At 63.3% G+C, this 18,605-nt stretch carries 17 protein-coding genes; 7 read left to right on the plus strand and 10 right to left on the minus strand.

Annotated features, from left to right (window positions below; translation table 11 throughout):
• The first annotated feature begins 36 nt into the window (after positions 1–36).
• The 6 genes from NITMOv2_RS14895 to NITMOv2_RS14920 all read left to right on the plus strand — a co-directional run bounded on the left by NITMOv2_RS14895 (position 37) and on the right by NITMOv2_RS14920 (position 9,557).
• Positions 37–558: a peptidylprolyl isomerase gene (locus NITMOv2_RS14895; protein ID WP_202967239.1), complete on the plus strand. Its 522-nt coding sequence runs from the start codon at positions 37–39 to the stop codon at positions 556–558.
• A gap of 212 nt (positions 559–770) precedes the next feature.
• Positions 771–2,453, plus strand: a complete 1,683-nt coding sequence (locus tag NITMOv2_RS14900) for an NADH-quinone oxidoreductase subunit 5 family protein (protein ID WP_053380623.1) — start codon at positions 771–773, stop codon at positions 2,451–2,453.
• 16 nt (positions 2,454–2,469) lie between these two features.
• The gene (locus NITMOv2_RS14905) at positions 2,470–5,772 is read left to right on the plus strand and encodes a DUF2309 domain-containing protein (protein ID WP_053380624.1); all 3,303 of its coding nucleotides are present in this window, start codon (positions 2,470–2,472) and stop codon (positions 5,770–5,772) included.
• Entirely contained in the window at positions 5,696–6,025 is a 330-nt protein-coding gene (locus NITMOv2_RS14910; protein WP_053380625.1) for a P-II family nitrogen regulator, read from the plus strand. Before NITMOv2_RS14905 ends, NITMOv2_RS14910 begins: the two co-directional genes overlap by 77 nt.
• Before the next feature lie 155 nt (positions 6,026–6,180).
• Complete coding sequence (locus tag NITMOv2_RS14915; protein WP_053380626.1) at positions 6,181–8,157, plus strand: sensor histidine kinase; 1,977 nt, start codon at positions 6,181–6,183, stop codon at positions 8,155–8,157.
• Entirely contained in the window at positions 8,154–9,557 is a 1,404-nt protein-coding gene (locus NITMOv2_RS14920; protein WP_053380627.1) for a sigma-54-dependent transcriptional regulator, read from the plus strand. The genes NITMOv2_RS14915 and NITMOv2_RS14920 overlap by 4 nt, the downstream gene beginning before the upstream one ends.
• Positions 9,558–9,562: 5 nt before the next feature.
• Here NITMOv2_RS14920 and NITMOv2_RS14925 read toward each other — a convergent pair whose 3' ends face one another.
• The 10 genes from NITMOv2_RS14925 to NITMOv2_RS24010 all read right to left on the minus strand — a co-directional run bounded on the left by NITMOv2_RS14925 (position 9,563) and on the right by NITMOv2_RS24010 (position 17,910).
• Positions 9,563–9,922, minus strand: a complete 360-nt coding sequence (locus tag NITMOv2_RS14925; RefSeq protein ID WP_053380628.1) for a type II toxin-antitoxin system VapC family toxin — start codon at positions 9,920–9,922, stop codon at positions 9,563–9,565.
• 261 nt (positions 9,923–10,183) lie between these two features.
• Positions 10,184–10,375: a type II toxin-antitoxin system VapB family antitoxin gene (locus NITMOv2_RS14930; RefSeq protein ID WP_053380629.1), complete on the minus strand. Its 192-nt coding sequence runs from the start codon at positions 10,373–10,375 to the stop codon at positions 10,184–10,186.
• Positions 10,376–10,463: 88 nt separating this feature from the next.
• On the minus strand, positions 10,464–12,119 hold the full coding sequence (locus NITMOv2_RS24725) for a response regulator (RefSeq protein ID WP_053380630.1): 1,656 nt from the start codon (positions 12,117–12,119) through the stop codon (positions 10,464–10,466).
• A 322-nt stretch (positions 12,120–12,441) separates the two neighbouring features.
• A complete protein-coding gene (locus tag NITMOv2_RS14940; protein ID WP_053380631.1) occupies positions 12,442–12,840 on the minus strand; it encodes a response regulator in 399 nt (132 codons plus the stop codon).
• Positions 12,841–12,931: 91 nt separating this feature from the next.
• Complete coding sequence (locus NITMOv2_RS14945) at positions 12,932–13,360, minus strand: response regulator (RefSeq protein ID WP_053380632.1); 429 nt, start codon at positions 13,358–13,360, stop codon at positions 12,932–12,934.
• A gap of 38 nt (positions 13,361–13,398) precedes the next feature.
• Complete coding sequence (locus tag NITMOv2_RS14950) at positions 13,399–13,797, minus strand: response regulator (RefSeq protein WP_053380633.1); 399 nt, start codon at positions 13,795–13,797, stop codon at positions 13,399–13,401.
• A gap of 29 nt (positions 13,798–13,826) precedes the next feature.
• The gene (locus NITMOv2_RS14955) at positions 13,827–15,404 is read right to left on the minus strand and encodes a response regulator (RefSeq protein WP_053380634.1); all 1,578 of its coding nucleotides are present in this window, start codon (positions 15,402–15,404) and stop codon (positions 13,827–13,829) included.
• 9 nt (positions 15,405–15,413) lie between these two features.
• Positions 15,414–15,869, minus strand: coding sequence for a response regulator (locus NITMOv2_RS14960; RefSeq protein ID WP_238590363.1), 456 nt, complete (start codon positions 15,867–15,869; stop codon positions 15,414–15,416).
• A complete protein-coding gene (locus NITMOv2_RS14965) occupies positions 15,853–17,562 on the minus strand; it encodes a PAS domain S-box protein (RefSeq protein WP_053380635.1) in 1,710 nt (569 codons plus the stop codon). The genes NITMOv2_RS14960 and NITMOv2_RS14965 overlap by 17 nt, the downstream gene beginning before the upstream one ends.
• Before the next feature lie 195 nt (positions 17,563–17,757).
• Positions 17,758–17,910, minus strand: coding sequence for a hypothetical protein (locus NITMOv2_RS24010; protein WP_187299229.1), 153 nt, complete (start codon positions 17,908–17,910; stop codon positions 17,758–17,760).
• A gap of 97 nt (positions 17,911–18,007) precedes the next feature.
• Between NITMOv2_RS24010 and NITMOv2_RS14975 the strand changes: the two genes are divergently transcribed.
• Positions 18,008–18,562, plus strand: coding sequence for a Uma2 family endonuclease (locus tag NITMOv2_RS14975; protein ID WP_083448063.1), 555 nt, complete (start codon positions 18,008–18,010; stop codon positions 18,560–18,562).
• The last annotated feature ends 43 nt before the right edge of the window (positions 18,563–18,605 follow it).

An 18,605-nucleotide genomic window follows, 5' to 3' on the forward strand; every position in this document is an offset into this window, starting at 1 on the left:
GCCTCTCACCTCGCGCCCTTGTTACATTCACCCGCCATGACGATGCAATTTCAAAAGAAGGATCCCCGGGCGACGATCGTGACGAAGTTCGGGGAGATCAAGATTCGCTTCTATCCCGACGACGCGCCGCGCCACGTGGAGAATTTCGTCAACCTCGCCAAGATGGGCTTTTACGACGGCACGACCTTTCATCGCATCGTGCCCGGCTTCATCATTCAGGGCGGCGATCCGCTGAGCAAGAATCCCGACCGCACCTTGCACGGCACAGGCGGCCCCGGCTACTTCCTTTCCCCCGAACCGAACGACCGCCCGCACAAGCGCGGTGCCGTTTCCATGGCCAAGATGCCGCGCGAGAGCAACAGCACCCGCGACTTCAACGACAACGGCTCGCAGTTCTTCATCTGCGTGGGGGACAACAGCGGTCTCGACCGGCGCTACACGGTCTTCGGCGAGGTCTTCCGCGGCCTCGACGTCGTCGATAAGATCGTCGCCGCCGCCCGCGACTCCGCCGACAATCCGCTGGAGCCCATCACCATGACGGTGACGGTGAAGGAATAGCGGCTGTCTCAATGGTACGTGTGCCTTTGCACTGGCGTGCACAGACGCACGCCTGCTCTGTCTAATCTTTCAGCATTCACCTCTCCTAGAGAGGCGCACCTCTATTATAAGGATTACCTCTCCTTCATAATTCACCCTACCCGGGCCAGTTGTCATATCGGTACCTTTCTTGCTGAAGCCTCTGTTCAGCAGTGCCCTTGCCGAGAGGTGGTATGCAGTCACTCCCTGCTATTGTCTCCATCATCGCTCCCCTGGTCGCCAGCGGACTCATCGCCCTGCTGGGGACGTCTTGGGGTGAGCGTGTCGCGGCGATCGGCATTTGGGCCGTGGCGATTTCGGCCGGCTCGGCGCTCGTCTCCTTGTATCAAGTCGTCCAGTTCGATCCGGTCCTCGTGAAACTCTCGGGCCTCCCCGACGCGGTCGCCCCGATCGTCTTGGTGGACCGTCTCGCCGCGGTCATGATGGTGTTGATCACCGGCGTCAGCCTGGTCATCCACGTCTATTCCCGCCGCTACATGCAGGGCGACCGCGGGTATGTGAAGTTTTTCAGCCTCACGAGCCTGCTGACTTTCGTGCTCTTGAGCCTCGTCACAAGCGGGCATCTCCTGTGGCTCTTCGCCGCGTGGCATGCCGTCACCTGGCTGCTGACGACACTGCTCTCGTTCAACGACGCGAGCCCGGCGGCGCGGCGGGCCGGGCGCACGACGTTGCGCGTGCAGGGCATCGGCGACGCGGCGCTCTTGTGCGGCATTCTGCTCCTGTACCAAGCGTTCGGCACGTTCGACATTCCGGCGCTCTTTCAGACGCTGAAGGCGGGAGCCGTGCCGATGTTCGGCGCGGGGACTTGGTGGGAGACCGACGTGGTAAGCGCGGTCACGTTGCTGCTCGTGCTGTCGATCATGACGAAATCCGCGCAGTTCCCCTTCCATATCTGGCTGCCCGGCACCATCGAAGCGCCGACGCCGGTGTCCGCCATGCTGCATGCCGGCATCGTGAACGCCGGCGGCTTCCTGGTGAACCGCTTGGCGCCGCTCTATGGCCTGGCCCCCGACGCCCTCTACGTGCTGTTCGTCATCGGCGCGCTCACGGCCCTCATCGGCGCGTCCACGATGCTGACGCAGCCGAGCATCAAACGGACGCTCGTCTATTCGACGATGGGACAGATGGGCTACATGGTGATGGAATGCGGATTGGGCGCCTTCGCCTTGGCGATCTTCCATCTGTGCGCCCACGGCCTGTTCAAGGCGACGCTGTTCCTGAACTCCGGAGCCAACATTCACAAGGCCAGAACCGAATTCAAGCTCCCCGAGCAGCACACCGTGCGCGACGCGACCGGCTTCGCCTTGATGCCGTGGGCCACCGGGTTGGGCATCACGCTCATCCTGCCCTTGCTGATCCTCTTGATGGCTCACGGACTCGTCAACATTCCGCTCTTCGAAGCGCAGGGCACGACCATCTTCCTGTTCTTCGCCTGGGTCACCTCGGCGCAGGCCATCTTCAGCCTCTACCGCATCAACGCCGTCGGGTCGTGGAAAGTGTCGCTCACGATGATTGCCGCCTTGGCGTTCATCGGCTTCACCTATCTGTGGGCCGGCGAATCGTTCACGCATTTTCTCTATCCCGAGCCGGGAGAGGCAGCCGCCTACTTCCAGGCAGCCGCATGGAACGAGATGTTGTTCGAAGCCTTTGTCGCGCTCGCGGCGCTCGCCATCGTGGGGGTGTGGGTCGTGCTGTACGCCAAAGCGCACGGATTCGGGCTCCTGCTCCCCGCCTGGCTGGACCCGCTGCGCACCAGACTCTACGTCGCTTTCCTGAACGGGCTGTATGTGGAAGACCTGCTGCGGGCCCTGAGCCCGCGCTCGACGCCATCGACGTGGCGCAAACGGGCGACCTGATCGGACAGCCGCCGCCATGACTCGACCGACGACCGAACGATTCACCGATACGCAGCGGATGGAGCTGCGTTCGTACGTTCAGTTGGCCGGCGAAGTCATCGCCCAATACTGGCCGATGCGGACCTTCATCCATCACAACCCGCTGCATGGGTTGGAATCGCTGCCCTTCGAGCAGGCGGTGCAGCACGGACGGCAACTCTTCGGCGGGCGGGGCTATCTGCCCAATGAGGAGTACCGGCGGCACGTGGCCGGCGGGCGCATCGCCGAGGACGATGTGCGGGCCGCGCTCGAGCCCCTGGCGCAGGACAAGTCCGTCGTGTTCGGCGGCCGGCGGCTCAGCCATCTCGACCTCCTCGCCGCCTCGATGCTCTACGGCGTGGCCGAGGATGTCCCAGCGGCATCGATAGCCGAGGCGGATAGGGCGGCGGCCGACCGGATCGTCTCATGGTTGGAATCCGCCGTGGTGCCGGGGCCATCCGGCGCGGGCATGCCATCGGCCTCCGTGTCGGGCCTCCTGCCCGCTCGTGAGCCGCTCGGCGTCTGGTGCGATCGCACGTGCGGAACCGCCGTCGTCGAGACGATCAATCGCGAGATGGTGAAGTGGTGCAGCGCGTTTCTCGATGAGGGCGAAGCCGGCTGGTCCATGCCGGGGCGGGAGCACACGTTTTACCGGTCCTGGAAGTCGCTCGCGCAGCACGATCTCACCCTGGGGTTGCTCGGCATCCGCGACGCCGCCGCGCGTCTGCGATCGTTGCCGGATCGCCCGGAGGACGCGCTGCTGGAACACCTGACCGCCATGCGCGTCCCCAAGGGAGCCTGGGAGCCGTACCTCTCGCTCCACCTCGCCGCGCTGCCCGGCTGGACCGGCTACATCAAGTGGCGGTCGCATCAGACGGGCTATCCCTGGCAGGAGGAGTTTCCCATCGATGTCGTCAAATATCTGGCCGTGCGTCTGTTTTACGAACGGGAATTGGCGGACGCGGCTTGCCGCGCCCACCTGGCTCTCCCGGCGCAAGACGATCTGATCCAAGGCTACATGGATGAGTACCCCCACGCCTGCCGGTTGCGACAGGCCTGGGTCGCGGGACTGCTTCCGGCAGGAATGAGAAAAGAAGTCCGGCTGCTGATGAGGACGAAGACGAGGTACGATCATCGCGCATGGGAAGAGCTGGGACGGCGCTACCAGGCGGCCCATCGCGAGGAGCTGTCGCGGCGGCAGAGGGAGACGGCGGCGCGCGCACTGGTGCGCCTCGCCCGCGCGCTGGGTCTCGACGAGGGGGCGATCGAATCGACCAGCCCCTCGGACCTCCGCACGCTGCTCGACTGGCTCGCCGCCTTTCCGCCTCACGATCACGGCCCTGTCTGGCTGAACGCGTTTGAAACCAGCCATCGAAGGCGGGTGCTGGCCGATTTGACCGCGAGCCTCGCCGCCGCCGACGAGGCGGCCGACGTCCACGACTCCTCGTCGAGGCCGCTCGCGCAGGTGGTCTTCTGCATCGACGTCCGCTCGGAAGTCTTCCGCCGCCATCTCGAACACCTGGGCGGCTACGAGACGTTGGGGCTCGCCGGCTTCTTCGGCGTGCCGTTGGACTATCAGCCCTTCAGCGCCTCGCACGCCGTCGCCCACTGCCCGGTGCTGCTGAAACCCAAGAATCAGGTGCGGGAAGTCCCGCGCAGCTATCACGGCGTGCTGGCGGAGCGCCACAAAACCGCGGCCCAGGTGAACCAGGCGGCCAGGGACCTGCTGCATGACTTGAAGGAAAACGTCGTGACGCCGTATGTGATGGTGGAGGCGCTCGGCTGGTGCTTCGGCCTGCCTCTCTTTTTCAGGACGCTGGTCCCCCGCTGGTACGAGGCGATCAGACGCTGGTTCGGCCGCGCCGCCCTGCCGTCCATCGCGACCACGCTGACGGTGGAGAAGCTCGCCCGCGAAGAGGCCGAAGAAATGGTGGCGACGGAACAGCAGGCCGTCATTCGGCAAGTCGTGCGCGACCGGTTCGGCTTGAGCGGCGCGGCGCTGTCGTCCACGCTCCTGGACAAGATCCGCAAGAACGCCGTCGGCAACGCCGAAGGCCTCAACGGAGAAGTGGCGAAGGCGCTGGGCCTCACGCCGGAGGCGGAAGCGGCGTTCTACGAAGACCTGCGCGAGCGCTACCGCATCAGCCCGCGCGGCATTTCGACCCGCCTGGACCGCCTGACGCACACCGGCTTTTCGGTCGCCGAGCAGGCGTATTTCGTCGAAGCGGCGCTGCGGCTGATGGGCCTCACGTCGAACTTCGCCCGCATCGTGCTGTTCTGCGCCCACGGCAGCACGTCCCAGAACAATCCCTACGAGTCGGCGCTCGACTGCGGCGCCTGCGGCGGCAACCACGGGCTGCCGAACGCCAGAGCCATTGCGGCCATGGCGAATAAGCTCACCGTCCGGGAGATCCTGAACCAGCGCGGGGTGAGGATTCCCCACGACACGCAGTTCCTCGCCGCCGAACATGACACGACGACGGATACCGTCCGCATCGTCGACCTGGAGGACGTGCCCGCGACGCATCGGAAGGACCTGCAGCGCCTGCTGGCCGATCTGGACGAAGCGGGCCGGCACGCGGCCTATGAACGGGCCGGTACCCTGCCGCAGGCCGCGCCGCCCGAGCCGCGCGCCGCCCGGCGCGCCGCGGCACGGCGCAGCCAGGATTGGGCCGAAGTGCGCCCGGAATGGGGCTTGTCCAAAAACAGCCTGATCGTCATCGGGCGGCGGACGTTGACGCAGCGGGTGAACTTGCAAGGCCGCTCCTTTCTCCATTCGTACGACCATCAACAGGACGGCTCCGGCAAGTTGCTGGAAACGATCATGACCGCGCCGCTCGTCGTCGCCCAGTGGATCAACATGGAGCATTATTTTTCGACGGTCGACAACGAGATCTACGGCAGCGGCAGCAAGGTCTATCACAATGTGGTGGGCCGCGTCGGGGTGATGACCGGCGTGTGGAGCGACCTGCGGATCGGCCTGCCGGCGCAGACGGTCTTGAACGGGTCGGCGCCCTACCATGAGCCGATGCGGTTGCTCGCCGTGATCGAGGCGCCGCGCGAGCGGATCCAGGGCGTGATCGAGCGGCATCCCCTGCTCGATCAACTGTTCAACCGGGGATGGGTGACGCTGATCGCGCTCGATCCGCGGGACAAACACTTCTATCGTCATGAACGGGGCGGAGGATGGACACGAGAGGCACGGGCGCGAGGAGGATTGAACCATGATGGGGTTGACGCTGCATCCGATGAAGGAAATCAAGATTGTCGTGCAGGGCGATCAATTGAAGTTTGTCACTGAGCTGCTGGACCGCACCGGGGCGACCGGCTACACGATCATCAACAACGTGTCCGGCAAAGGGCATCACGGGTTCCACGAGGGGCACCTGCTGTTCAACGATACGAGCAGCCAGGTCATCGTGTTCACCGTCGTGCCGGACAGCAAGGTGGAGCCGATCCTGGCCGGCCTCGGGCCCCTGTTCAACCGCCACTCCGGCGCCATGTTCGTCACCGATGTCGCCGTGAGCCGGAGAGAGCATTTTGTCGGCAAGTGACGGGGCTGTCCGATAGCCTCTCCCCTCGCGGGAGAGGGAAGGGTGAGGGGGGGAAGAACGAGGGGACTCCGTTGACTCGACGGGCCCGCCTCCAGGCGACTATACTACGGTCCAATCGCAACCGGCGCTCCGCGGAGCGTCAGACGCGCCACACCATGCCTGCTGCCCAACGTCCCGGCAAGACCCCCCTTCCGGCCCAGTCGGAAGTCGCCGCCGCCGAAGTATTGGCTTGGGTGAGCGACTGCATCGAAGGCGGGCTCTGCTTCCTGTCCCGCGGCATTCTGATTTTTGAAAACGGGCAGTTCGGCGAGCTGGTCGAATCCGCCACCGTGCCGGACCACGACACGGGCCGCTCCGCGTCGCTCCGCGCCAGGCTCTTTGCCGACGCCACCGCCTGGAACCAGGAATCGCTCGGCACCCGCCGCGCCACGACCTATCGCCTTACGGATCGTCAGGGCCAGCCCCTCACCTATCACTGCCGTTTCAACGTCGTGCCCTATCACGGCGGCACCGGCGTGCTGCTGGTGCTGCAGGACGTCACGGAGCATACGGCGCTGGCGCAGGAAGCCTCCCAGGTCGCGCGGTTTCAATCCGTCCTGGCCCGCATCGGCACGCTGGCGGTGAGCGACGCCTCGGCGCAAGCGCTGATGAACGAGGCGGTGCGGCATACGGCGGAGGCGCTCGACGTGGAGCTGTGCAAGATTTTGATCGCCCGCGAAACCGACGACCATCTCGCCGTCGTCGCCGGGATCGGCATCGAAGCCGAATGGATCGGCAAATTGACCATCGAAGGCGGCACCCATTCGCAAGCCGGCTTCGCCATCCGCGAGCGGCTGCCGGTCGTCGTCCGCGATCTGCGCAAAGAAACCCGGTTCACGCCGTCGAAGCTCTTGACCGAGCACGGCGGGATCGCCGGCATGTGCGTGCCGATGTTGGTGGAGGAACGGGTCTACGGCGTCATGACGGCCCATTCCAAGCGCGTGCGCGACTTCACGGACAAGGAGCAGGAATTCCTCTGCACCGTGGCCAATACCGTGGCGACGGTGCTCGAACGGCGGCGGCGGGCCGACACGCAGCGCGATTTTTATCACCGCCTCTTCATGTCGGCGCAGGACGGCATCATGCTGACCGACACCGACGGGCGGATCTTGGAATGGAATCCCGCGCTGGAGCGGATGACCGGCTGGACCCGCGGCGAAGCGCTGGGCCAGCGGCCCGCCATCCTGAAATCCGGGAAACACTCGCCGGAATTCTACGACCGGCTCTGGCAGGCGATCCGATCGGGGCAGGCGTTCGTCGATCGCTTCGTGAACCGTCGCAAGGACGGCTCCGAATTCCTGGTCTGGGAAAGCGTCAGTCCGGTGAAGGACCGCGACGGCACCACGCAATACTACATGGCGATCCTCACGGACCTGAGCGAGCGGGAGCAGATGTTGGAGGCCTTGCGGCATACGGAACAGGTGAAGCTCGTGGGACAACTGGCGGGAGGCATTCTGCACGAAGTGCGCAATCCGCTGATCGGCCTGGGGAGCCTCGCGACGCATCTCGCCGAGCAGGATCAGTTGCCGCAGGCGGCCCGCGACCGCTGCCGCCTCATCGCCCGCGAAGCCGCGCGGATCGATGAACTGTTGGAATCGCATCTCGGCCAGCTGCGGCCGCGTCCCTTCGATCTCCGCCCCTGCGATCTGCCCTCGCTGATCGACGACACGCTGACGTTGCTGCGTCCTAATCTGAAAAAGCAACGGGTCGCGGTCAAGGCCGCCATCGCGCCGGATCTCCCACCGGTCGAGGCGTCCCGGGCGCATCTCCAACAAGTTTGCCTGAACATCTCGATGAATGCGATCGATGCGATGCCGAACGGCGGGGAGCTGATCATCACGGTGAAGCCCGAAACCAAACGGGTCGCCGGCATCCTGCTGACCTTCGCCGATACGGGCAAGGGCATCCCGCCGGACGATTTGAAGCGGATTTTCGAGCCGTTCTTCACCAGCGGCAAGGCGAAGGGCGTGGGCCTCGGCCTGACGATCACCCACGACATCATCGAGCGGCACGGCGGACAACTGGCGATCAGCAGTCCTCCGGGAAGCGGGGCGGTCGTGGAGGTCTGGCTGCCATTGCGAGGCGCCGCATGACCTGGCACCTGCTGCTGGTGGAGGATGAGGAATCGGTCCGCGAAGCCTTTGCGCTTCGCCTCACCGATCACGGCTACGTCGTACAGACGGCCGGCTCCGGCGAAGAAGCGCTGGCGCTGCTGCGCGCCTTCGAACCGGACATTCTCGTGCTGGACCTCGTCATGCCGAATCTCTCCGGGCTCGACGTCCTCGCCCGGGTAAAGCAGACCTCGCCCAATCTGCTCGTCATCCTTCTGACCGCCCGCGGCACGGTGAAAGACGCGGTGGAGGCGACCAAGCTCGGCGCCTTCGACTTCGTCGCCAAATCGATCGACATGGAGGACTTGAATCACGCGCTGGCCCGCGCCACGGAATTCCTGACCTTGCAACGCCAGGTTCGCCTGCAGACCGGGCAGGAAACGGAACGCTATGCCTTGGACCGCCTCGTCGCCAAAAGCCCCGCCACCCAGGCGTTTCTGAGCCAGATTCGCGAGCTGGCCAAGAACGACCGCGTGACGGTGCTCCTGCAAGGCGAAACCGGCACCGGCAAGCAGTACATGGGCCGGGTCATCCACTTCAACGGCGCCCGGGCGCACAAGCCCTGCGTCGAAGTGGACTGCCCGTCGATTCCCCGGGATCTGTTCGAGAGCGAGCTATTCGGCCACGAAAAGGGCTCGTTCACCGGCGCGGCCGGCCGGAAGAGCGGATTGATTGAGATGGCCGACGGCGGCACGGTGCTCTTCGATGAGATCGGCGACTTGCCGCTGCCCCTGCAAGCGAAGCTGCTGCGGGTGATCGAAGAACGGACGTTCCGCCGTGTGGGGGGCTCCGCCATCATTCCGGTGGACGTGCGGTTTATGGCGGCGACGAATCGCAATCTGCGGGACGCCGTCGCCAAAGGCGAATTCCGCGAGGATCTCTACTTTCGCTTGAACGTCGTGACGCTGACCGTGCCGGCTTTGCGGGAACGACGCGACGACGTCATCCCGCTCGCCGAGCAGTTTCTGGCCCGTTCCGCCCTCACGCTCAGAAAGCCGGTCCGCTCGCTGGGCGAGAGCGCAAAGGCCCTGTTGACGCAGTACCGGTTTCCGGGCAACGTCCGAGAATTGAGCAATTTGATCGAACGGGCCGTCCTCTTTTGCTCCGGAGAGACGCTGGAAGCGTCCCACTTCCCCGCCGACCTCTCCGGCCATCTCGCGCCCGCCGCCGATCGGACCTCCGCCGTCTCCGGCAGCGAGGCCCGGCCCGATCCCGACGCCGTGACCATTTCGTTTCGCGTCGGTGAGCAGTCCCTGAGCGATCTCGAAGACCGCATCATCATCGAAGTGCTGCAGCGCTCCGGCGGCAACAAAACCCTCGCCGCCAAACACCTCGGCATCACCCGCTGGATGCTCGACCGGCGGCGCAAGCCGCAGAAGTGACCGCGTCAATATTCGCAATGCAATTTCCTGGCGGCGGTTCTTAACGACTGATCGAACGTCCACAGTGAGACCCGTTCGAGCACCGCCGAAGCCAGCAGATGCACATCGATCCACCCCAAACCCTGCCCATAGAGTTTATGAGCCTCTATAAACGTGAGCAGCTCTTCATGGTCGATCGTGGGCGCAGCGGGCAGCATCGCGAGCGCCCCCAGCACTTGCGATCGCTGCCGTAAGTTCCCGCAAGCCAGTTCACCGATAACAAGCGGGTGACAGACGACCTGGTCATCGTCCAACAGCCGGCGAAGGGAAGGAGAGTCGACGCGGAAGTGATCGATCCATACCGACGTATCCACAAGAGTCGGCATACCTAGCCCGCATTATTCATGACGGTTCGTCGCGAAATCGCGGAGCCGCGTCGCGAGGTCCGCGGCTCGACGAATAAGTCGAGCCATGCTTGCGGACGCCGGCGAGTTGGTGAGCCGGCCGTGTCTTGGCGCGCGGAGCCCTGAGGACCCGAGGCGTACTCGTGCAGTACGTCGAGGGCCCGAAAGGCGAGCCCGCCGGCCGAAGGCTCGTCGCAGCAGCGGATCGGCGATTGCAGCAGAAGCGCTCGTGAATAATGCGGGCTAGGCAGAGCGACGCCGGTGGATGTCTTTAAGACGAGGTTCGCTGCCGCCCAGCCGGGCGAGCCGTTTGGCAGCTTCACGTGAAATGAGGGCCTCAAGCCCCAGATGCACCAGCAGCGTCTTTTCTTGGACTCCCGTGAGCTTGATGGCCCGCTTGATCAGGTCATCATCGATGTTGAGCGTCGTGCGCATATGCATGAATATGCATGCGACAGGCATCGTTTGTCAAACAACACGCCGCACCGCTCTCCTGCGCCACACCGCCGGAATCCGCGCCGCCTCACCGCTGCTGCTTGCCCGCCACGGCCTCCTGAATCGCCCCGTAAAGTTGCTCCACGGCGGCTTCCTTGGTCATCAATATGGACGCGCCGGCCTTCAGCATGGCGTGCTGATTGTCGTTCCCCGCGTTGACGGACAACCCGATCACGATCGTCTCCGGCCACCGCGCCGCGATCTGCGTCGTTGCGTCGATGCCATTCATGCGCGGCATATTGACGTCCATCACCACGATCCGCGGACGAAGCTCCCCCGCAAGCTTCACCCCTTCCGCCCCGTCCCCCGCTTCCCCGACGACCTCGATGTCCGCATAGCCGTCCAGAATCGCGCGCAAGCCCTGTCGGACCATGGCGTGGTCGTCGACCAGCAAGACGCGAACTTTCGCGTCTTGGAGCTTTGAGCCAGAAAGCGTTGAGCGTTGAGGTCCAGCGTTTAGACTTCCGGAGTGTCTTACTTCGTTCTCAACCTCAATGCCCAATGCTTTCCCACTCAATGCTTCACTGCCGCCGAGCGGCAGCGTCAGCGTCGCCGTGGTCCCCTTCCCCCGCGCCGATTCGATTTCAAACGACCCGCCCAGCGCTTTCATCCGTTCCCGGATACTGTAGAGGCCGAATTTTGAGGAGAGACCACCCGTAGGTGTTGCAGCGGCGGCAGCAGCAGCGGCAGCAAGATCGAAACCCGCCCCTTCGTCGCGGACCTTGATCCGCAACTCGCCGGCGTCATGGCTCATGGACACCGTCGCTTCGCCGGTGCCGGCATGTTTCCAGGAGTTGAGCAGGAGCTCGCGGACCGATTGGAACAGCAGCACCGTCTGGTCTTCGGGCAGCGTCAACCCGTTGTCCTCCGGCACCTGCACCGCCACCGTCACATCGTGTTTCTTCATGGATTCGCCCAGCCATTTCAAGCCGGCGGCGAGGCCATGGTCGCGCAAGACGGGTGGGCTCAACTCCGCCACCAGAGTGCGCGTGTAGGTGAGCGCGTCGGACAGCACGTCGTCCACTTGCTTCATGATCTCCACACAGGCCGGCAGCGGAAAGGCCAGACGTTTGCCTTGCCCGAGCTTCAGCTTGCCCAGCACCAGCATCTGTTGCAGATGGTCGTGCAGCTCCGTCGCGAGCCGACGCCGCTCCCGCTGCTCGGCCACAGTGAGCTGGGACGCCATTTGACGGACTTGTTCACGCTCACGGATGAGCTCCTCTGTACGCTGCAGAAGTTCGGTCTGTGAGAGTTGGAGCTGCTCGAACGCCTCTTGGCGTTGAGCCAAGGCGGCACCCAGATTTGCATTCAGCCTTTCCAGCTCGGACGGACTGCGCAGCGCCATCGCCTTGGGCAGGAGCGGCACCAGCAGCAGTCCCGTGGACAACGACAGTGTCGCCGTCGCCGCCTTGACCGCACCTTCGGTCCAATAATCCGGATGCCACACGGTCCAGGCCCCCAGCAGATGCGTCGTGCCGCAGGCAAAGATGAAGAGGCCGAACAACACGAACATCCAGCGGAACGGCACATCGCTGCGTTTGTAGAGCAAGTAAAAGAGGCTGACAGAAATAATGTAGTACGCAGCCATGATGACGACATCCGATCCGACGTTGAGCCATAGCACACCGGGCTGCCACAAAAAACATTGTCCGTGCGGCATGAAGGTATCCTGCAACTCGGTCATGGCGCGTCTCCTTTTCGCTGTCGACCGCTGCGTGTCGTGCACCAGTGTCTCGTCTCCTCGCCGCGGAAATCAAGCGATGGGCCCGCCGCATGCCTTTCCCTTTCGTCCATTATGCCTCGCGATCCACACCATCAGTGTCCGTCCGGAACGGAGCCGGCCAGATATTCGTGCGGTACACGACCGTCCCGAGATCCATGTCGCGAAAGAGAGGAGGACGAAGAGGAGCAGCAGGATCACGCCCTACAGGACGGTTCTCCGCTACAAGAGCAGGTGGAAGGCAACGGCTCCAACAACGGCGTTGCGAGATAACGAGATGGCGGAATCACGTCGCCATCGGCTTGTGAGAATGGTCGAAGGTCCCGAGTACGGTGCTCATAGCATGGAGGAGGTCCCGCTTCTCGAACGGTTTTCGAAGAATCTGGTGGGCACCGAGCAGTTCTGCCGCGTGAGCGATCTCAATCATTTGGGATTGTCCGCCTCCGGTCATGGCGATGATCTTGGTCTCCGGACACGACCGCTTCAACTCCATGAGAATCTCGATCCCGTCTTTATTCGGCATGAAGATGTCGGTGATGACGACATCTGGCCGGTGCTTGTGGATGAGCGCAAGACCGGCCCGACCGTCCGCGGCTTCCTCGATGCTGAAGCCTTCTCGGCTCAGAATCGCGACGATCGTCGAACGGATCAGCCGCTCATCATCTATGACAAGAATCCGTGGCATGGGATACCTCCCAACCGGTGTGCTGTACGACAAGCTTTCCCTCTGGCCCCGCGCCGATTACTTTCGGTTTGGACAGCGATCGGCGACTGTTCTATCGGGGCACCCGTGAGACCATGGTCCAATAGAGCTCGAAATCCTTCACCACTTTGGCGAATTGGTCCAGGCTCATAGGCTTTCGGATGTACGAGCAGGCCCCGCCGGCGTAGGACCGGACGATGTCGTCTTCGCGGTCGCTCGTCGTGAGCATCACGACGGGGAGCGATTGAAGTTGCGGATCCGCCTTCATGGCGTCCAGCACTTCAAACCCGTTTTTCTTGGGCAGGTTGATGTCCAACAGGACCAGCCCGGGCCGTCTGGTCTGCCGATAAGGTCCTTCTTGTCGCAAGTACGCCAAGGCTTCCTCGCCGTCCCGCACCTTGCTGATCACGTTCATCAACCTGGCGTCCGCGAAGGCTTCTTCGATGAGCACGATGTCGTCTTCATTGTCCTCCACCAACAGCAGCTCCACCGGTTCCGTCATTGTCGCGGCCTCCCGTGCTTGTCAGAGTGAACTGCCCGTCACGCACGACGACCGGACAGGGGCTGATTCGGCTCAGAGGAGGGCAGGACCTTCTTCAGGGCCGCCCCCAACTCGTGCAGCGAGAACCCTTTCGCAAGAAAATCGGTCACGCCGAGTGCACGGGCTCGAGCCTCCCGCTCCTCCGTGCCGGCCCCGGTGAGCATGATGACCGGAGCCAGCGGATCAATCGCACGAATCTCTTTCAGCACGGCCAAGCCGTCCATCTCCGGCATCTCAAAATCGAGGATCGTCGCCTGGGGCCGTTCCCGCCGGAACAGGTCAATCCCTTGTTGCCCATGATTCGCCGTCAGCACATGGTGCCCTTTGCGCGCCAGCAGCGTGGCCAGCAGGCCCCGAATTTTTGCGTCGTCGTCCACCGCCAGAATGGTCGCCATCATCCTTCCTCCTGTGAATTGCTCTTCTTGGGCTAGGCCGCGCGGCCAGCGAGATTCGGGTGCGGAGCCGCCAGTATTTCCCGAACTTTGCGACCCAACGTATCGGGTGTAAACGGTTTTTGCAGAAACGCGGGGCCCGGCGCCTGGACGGCGCCGGGGGCGAACGCCTTGTCCGTATATCCGGACATATACAGAACCCGCAGGCCTCGACGGATTGAGCAGGCGCGTTGTGCAAGCTCGGGCCCGCTCATCCCGGGCATGATCGTGTCCGTCAACAGCAGATGGAGGGGCCGGGGGTCCTCCTCCACAATGCGCAGGGCGTCCGAGACGTTCTTCGGGGCGAGTACGGCATAGCCTTGTCGCTCGAGAATCGCCTGTGCGAGCGCCCGCACCATTTCCTCATCTTCCACAAGGAGAATGGTTTCAGCCCCGCGGAGTGACGCCGTGGGAGCCGAAAGCGGCGCCGGCTGCTCGGCCGCCCCTTCGAACCGCGGCAAGTAAATCTTGAAGGTGGTCCCCTTGCCCGGCTCACTCAGCACGACAATACTCCCCCCGCTCTGTTTAACGATCCCATGGACGGTCGCCAAACCCAAGCCGGTCCCTCGCCCGGGACCTTTGGTGGTGAAAAAGGGCTCGAAGATTCGCGCCTGCGTCTCGCCATCCATGCCGCATCCCGTATCGCTGACCGCCAGCATCACGTACGACCCCGGCTCGAGGGACAGGTCGTTGGAGGTCACGGCGCCGCTCAGCTCCACGTTCCTGGTTTCAATGGTTAGTTCGCCGCCGCCCGGCATGGCGTCCCGCGCGTTGACCGCCAAGTTCATGATGATCTGCTCCATCTGTCCCGGGTCGACCTTGACGCGTCCCAGCGTCGGGTCGGGGCAGAGGATCAACGCAATGTCTTCGCCGATCAGCCGGCGCAGCAGCTTGGTCATATTGGAGGCGACCTCATTCAAGTCCAGCACCTTCGGCTCCAGGAGCTGCCGCCGGCTGAACGCGAGCAATTGGCGAGTCAGCGAGGCGGCCCGATGCCCGGCCTCCTTGATCTGATCGAGGCCGTTTCGCACAAAGGGATCGGAAAACCCGATATCGCCCAGCAGCATGTCGCTGTAACTGTTGATGACGGTCAGGAGATTGTTGAAGTCGTGCGCGATGCCGCCGGCAAGCTGCCCGATGCCTTCCATCTTCTGCGATTGGCGCAGCCGCGCTTCGCTGTCCCGCAGGGCTCGTTCCGCCTGTTTGCGTTCGACCGCGTAGCGCACGGCGCGCGTGAGCAGATGACTGTCCAGCCGCCCTTTGACCAAATAGTCCTGCGCGCCCCCGCGGACCGCCTGGCTCGCCAACCCTTCGTCATCCAGCCCCGTGAGCACGACGATCGGCACGTCTTGCGCGCGACTATGCAGTGTCTCGAACGTCGCCAGCCCATGACTGTCCGGCAGGGACAGGTCCAGCAACACCAAGTCATGCCGGCCTTGGGCCAACTGCGTCAGCCCCCCGCTCAGGCGGTCGGCCCATTCCAGTTGGATGCCGGCGTCTTCCTTCTCCCTCAACAGTTCTCGGATCAGACAGGCGTCGTCTTCGTTGTCTTCAATGAGCAGTACATGCATCATTTGGCCTCTCTAACAGGTTTTGTGGGCCACGGGGATTCTGGAGATCACGGTCCAATACAGCTCGAACCCCTTGACGACCATGTGGAACTGAGCCAAATCGACGGGCTTCCGGATGTACGAGCAAGCGCCGCTGGCATACGACCGGACGATGTCCTCTTCGCGGTCGCTCATTGTGAGCATGACGACAGGCAGAGACCGCAAGCCTGGATCGGCCTTCATCGCCTGAATTACTTCAAACCCGTTCTTCTTCGGCATATTGATGTCCAGCAGGACTAAGGTCGGGAGAGGCGCGACGTGGTATCGTCCCTCGCGCCGCAGATAGGCCAAGGCCTCTTCTCCGTCAGAAACGGTGTTCCTGATGGTGACCAGCCGAGATTCGGCAAACGCTTCTTGAATAATGACCACATCGTCTTCGTTATCTTCGACGAGCAAGATGTCGACCGGCCGGTTAGTCACGGCGGTCACCGCCTGTCTCGCAGCCGGCCTGCCCGAACGTCAGAATGAATTCCGCCCCGCCTCCCTCGCGTGGCTGGACCCAGGCGCGCCCGCCATGCCGCTCGGCCACCTGCCGGACGATGGCCAATCCCGCTCCGGTGCCCTCGACCTCCCGTCCCACAGCCCGCTGAAAGAGCTGAAAGATGCGTTCCGCGTGCTCGGGAGCCACGCCGGGCCCGCGATCGCGAACCATGAGGCCGACTTCCCCGCACCCTGCGCCGAGTGAATAATACGGCGCAACCTCCACCTCGGGCGGTTGTCCATCGCGCGTGAACTTCAGCGCATTGGCAATCAGGTTCGAGAGACCCTGGGTCGCCCACGTCTTATTCACCCGCAAGCGAGGGAGATCCGTCGCCACCCGAACGCGGGCGCCCGTCTCCCTGATTTTCGCCTCCAGCTGCCGCAGCGCTTCCTGCACCAGGCTCGCGCCGTCGATCTCTTCGGCGGGCTGCTCCATCCGTTGCGCCCGCGAGAGCGCCAGCAGGTCGGTCATCAGCCGGTCCATGCGTTGCGCGCCACGGACCACCCGCCGGAGAAAATCCTTGCCCTTGTCGTCCAGGCGCTCCGCATAACGGTCGTAAACGAGGCGCGAGAAGTTTTCGATCGCGCGGAGCGGCTCGCGCAGATCGTGCGACGTCACATAGAGGAGCGTCTCCAAGTCGCGATTCTTGTGTTGAAGCTCCACGGTGCGCTCCTGGACGCGCCTTTCCAACTCGTCGTGCGCGCGACGGAGAGCCTCCTCCGCCCGCGTGCGGTCGGTGATGTCGCGCGCGATGGCATACATGCGCCCGTCCGGTTGGGGGGTGGACTTCCACGACAGCACGCGCCAGGAGCCGTCCTTGTGCTGATACCGGTTGTGAAATTCAAGAACCTGTTCGCCGGCCGCGGTCTGCCGCTCGATTTCACGCACGGTGTCCGCTCGGTCGTCGGGGTGTACGAAATCAAGAAACGGTCGCGCCAGCAAATCTTCGGTGCTCCAGCCCAGCGTCTCGGTGAAGGCGGGACTGACGCGCTTGAAGTAGCCGTCCTTGCTGGCAATACAGAGCATGTCGAGCGAGAGGGTGAAAAACCGATCCACTTCCTGCTGCGCCTGGCGGCGCGCGTCCAGTTCCGCCCGCAATCGGCTGTTGACCGCCTGGATCTCCTGCGCTCTTCGGATGATCTCCGCTTCCATCTCGCCTGTCCGTGTCCGGAGTTCCTCCGTGATTTTCTGTTGCTCATGCCCTGCTTGCTTCAGACGAACGAACTCCGTGACATCCTCCACGCGGTGGATGATATAGGCCACTTCTCCATTGGTCCCGAAGACCGGCGAATTGACCGGGCTCCAATAATGCTCCTCGAATCCCCCGCCCTCCGAATCGGGACGGCGAATGTCGTATTTTTGGACGGCCATGGTATCCGGCATGCGGTGCTGCAGCACCCTGTTCAGCGATGCGCATAAATTGGATACGCCGGTGGCCGCCGGGTCGTCGGGATTGTCAGGGAACACGTCGAACAGATACCGCCCCACGATGCCCTCGCGCGTGGTCATGGTCGCCCGCAGATATCCGTCGCTCACGGCCGTGATCAGGAATGCGGGAGTCAGGACGAGATACGCGCCGGGAGCCGACTCGAAGAGCGCGCGAAAATCAGGCTGGACAAGGCCGCTTGCAGGCGTCGTCATGGAAACGCTCCCCGACACGAGGAACTTAGCTCAGAGCCTCCGGAGACATGCACGAGACAACCTGCTGGATCTCTAAAGGTGCACAGGCAGGTATGAACCGAGGATATCGAATCCGTGATTCACGACAAGTTATTTGGCGTTCTCGCGCATCGCAATGAACTGGTAGTCCTACCTGCGATGCCGTCCATGCGCAGCTTATGCAGCAGTGAAGCCGTACCGCCCGCCGGCAATGACGGTAGCTGGCATGATGGCGGGATAGAAGGTGATGAAGGTATAGCCGCTCCCGAAGACTGGCGTGAGGGCGACGCGGGCGAGCGTCGCCGCTGGCAAGGCCGCTCCAGTCAACATGGACGGATTGACGGTGGCTAGCTTCGTGAGCTCCGGCTTGCGCTTATCCCCGACCCTTGCTAGTCTGTGAGAACCTTTCCCAGAGAGACGGTACGCTATGTCCCGCTCGTCCACAAAACTGACCTACGAAGAGCTTGCTCTTCTTCCCAACGACGGGAAGCGCCATGAATTGATCGATGGAGACCACTTCATGACCCCTTCCCCGAATACGAGACACCAGCGTGTGCTCAGCAGACTCCACTATGCTTTGATGTCCTTCCTCGACCGGCATCCTCTTGGCGAGCTGTTCATCGCACCCTACGACGTCGTCATGTCTCCCCACGATGTCTGCGAACCCGACCTCGTCTTCGTCTCGAAAGACCGGTCCTCCATCGTGACCGACTCCAATATTCAAGGCGTGCCGACCTTGTTGGTCGAAGTACTCTCCCCGGGGACTCGCAAGCTCGATGAAGTCTACAAGCGCGACCGCTATGCCCAGTTCGGCGTCCAAGAATATTGGATCATCGACCCGGAAATCGACATCGTGAAAATATTTCGTCTCACGGAGCACGGCTACGGTCAACCTCATGAACTGCGGCTGGAACCAGGCGCCGCGTTGACCTCTTCTCAGCTCCCAGGATTCTCTCTCCCCCTCGCCACGCTCTTCAGATAGGTCTGTCTCGTTTGTTTGGTCTGTTTGGTCTGTCTCGTCTGTC

It is taken from the genome of Nitrospira moscoviensis, from assembly GCF_001273775.1.
Taxonomy (GTDB): Bacteria; Nitrospirota; Nitrospiria; order Nitrospirales; family Nitrospiraceae; genus Nitrospira_D; species Nitrospira_D moscoviensis.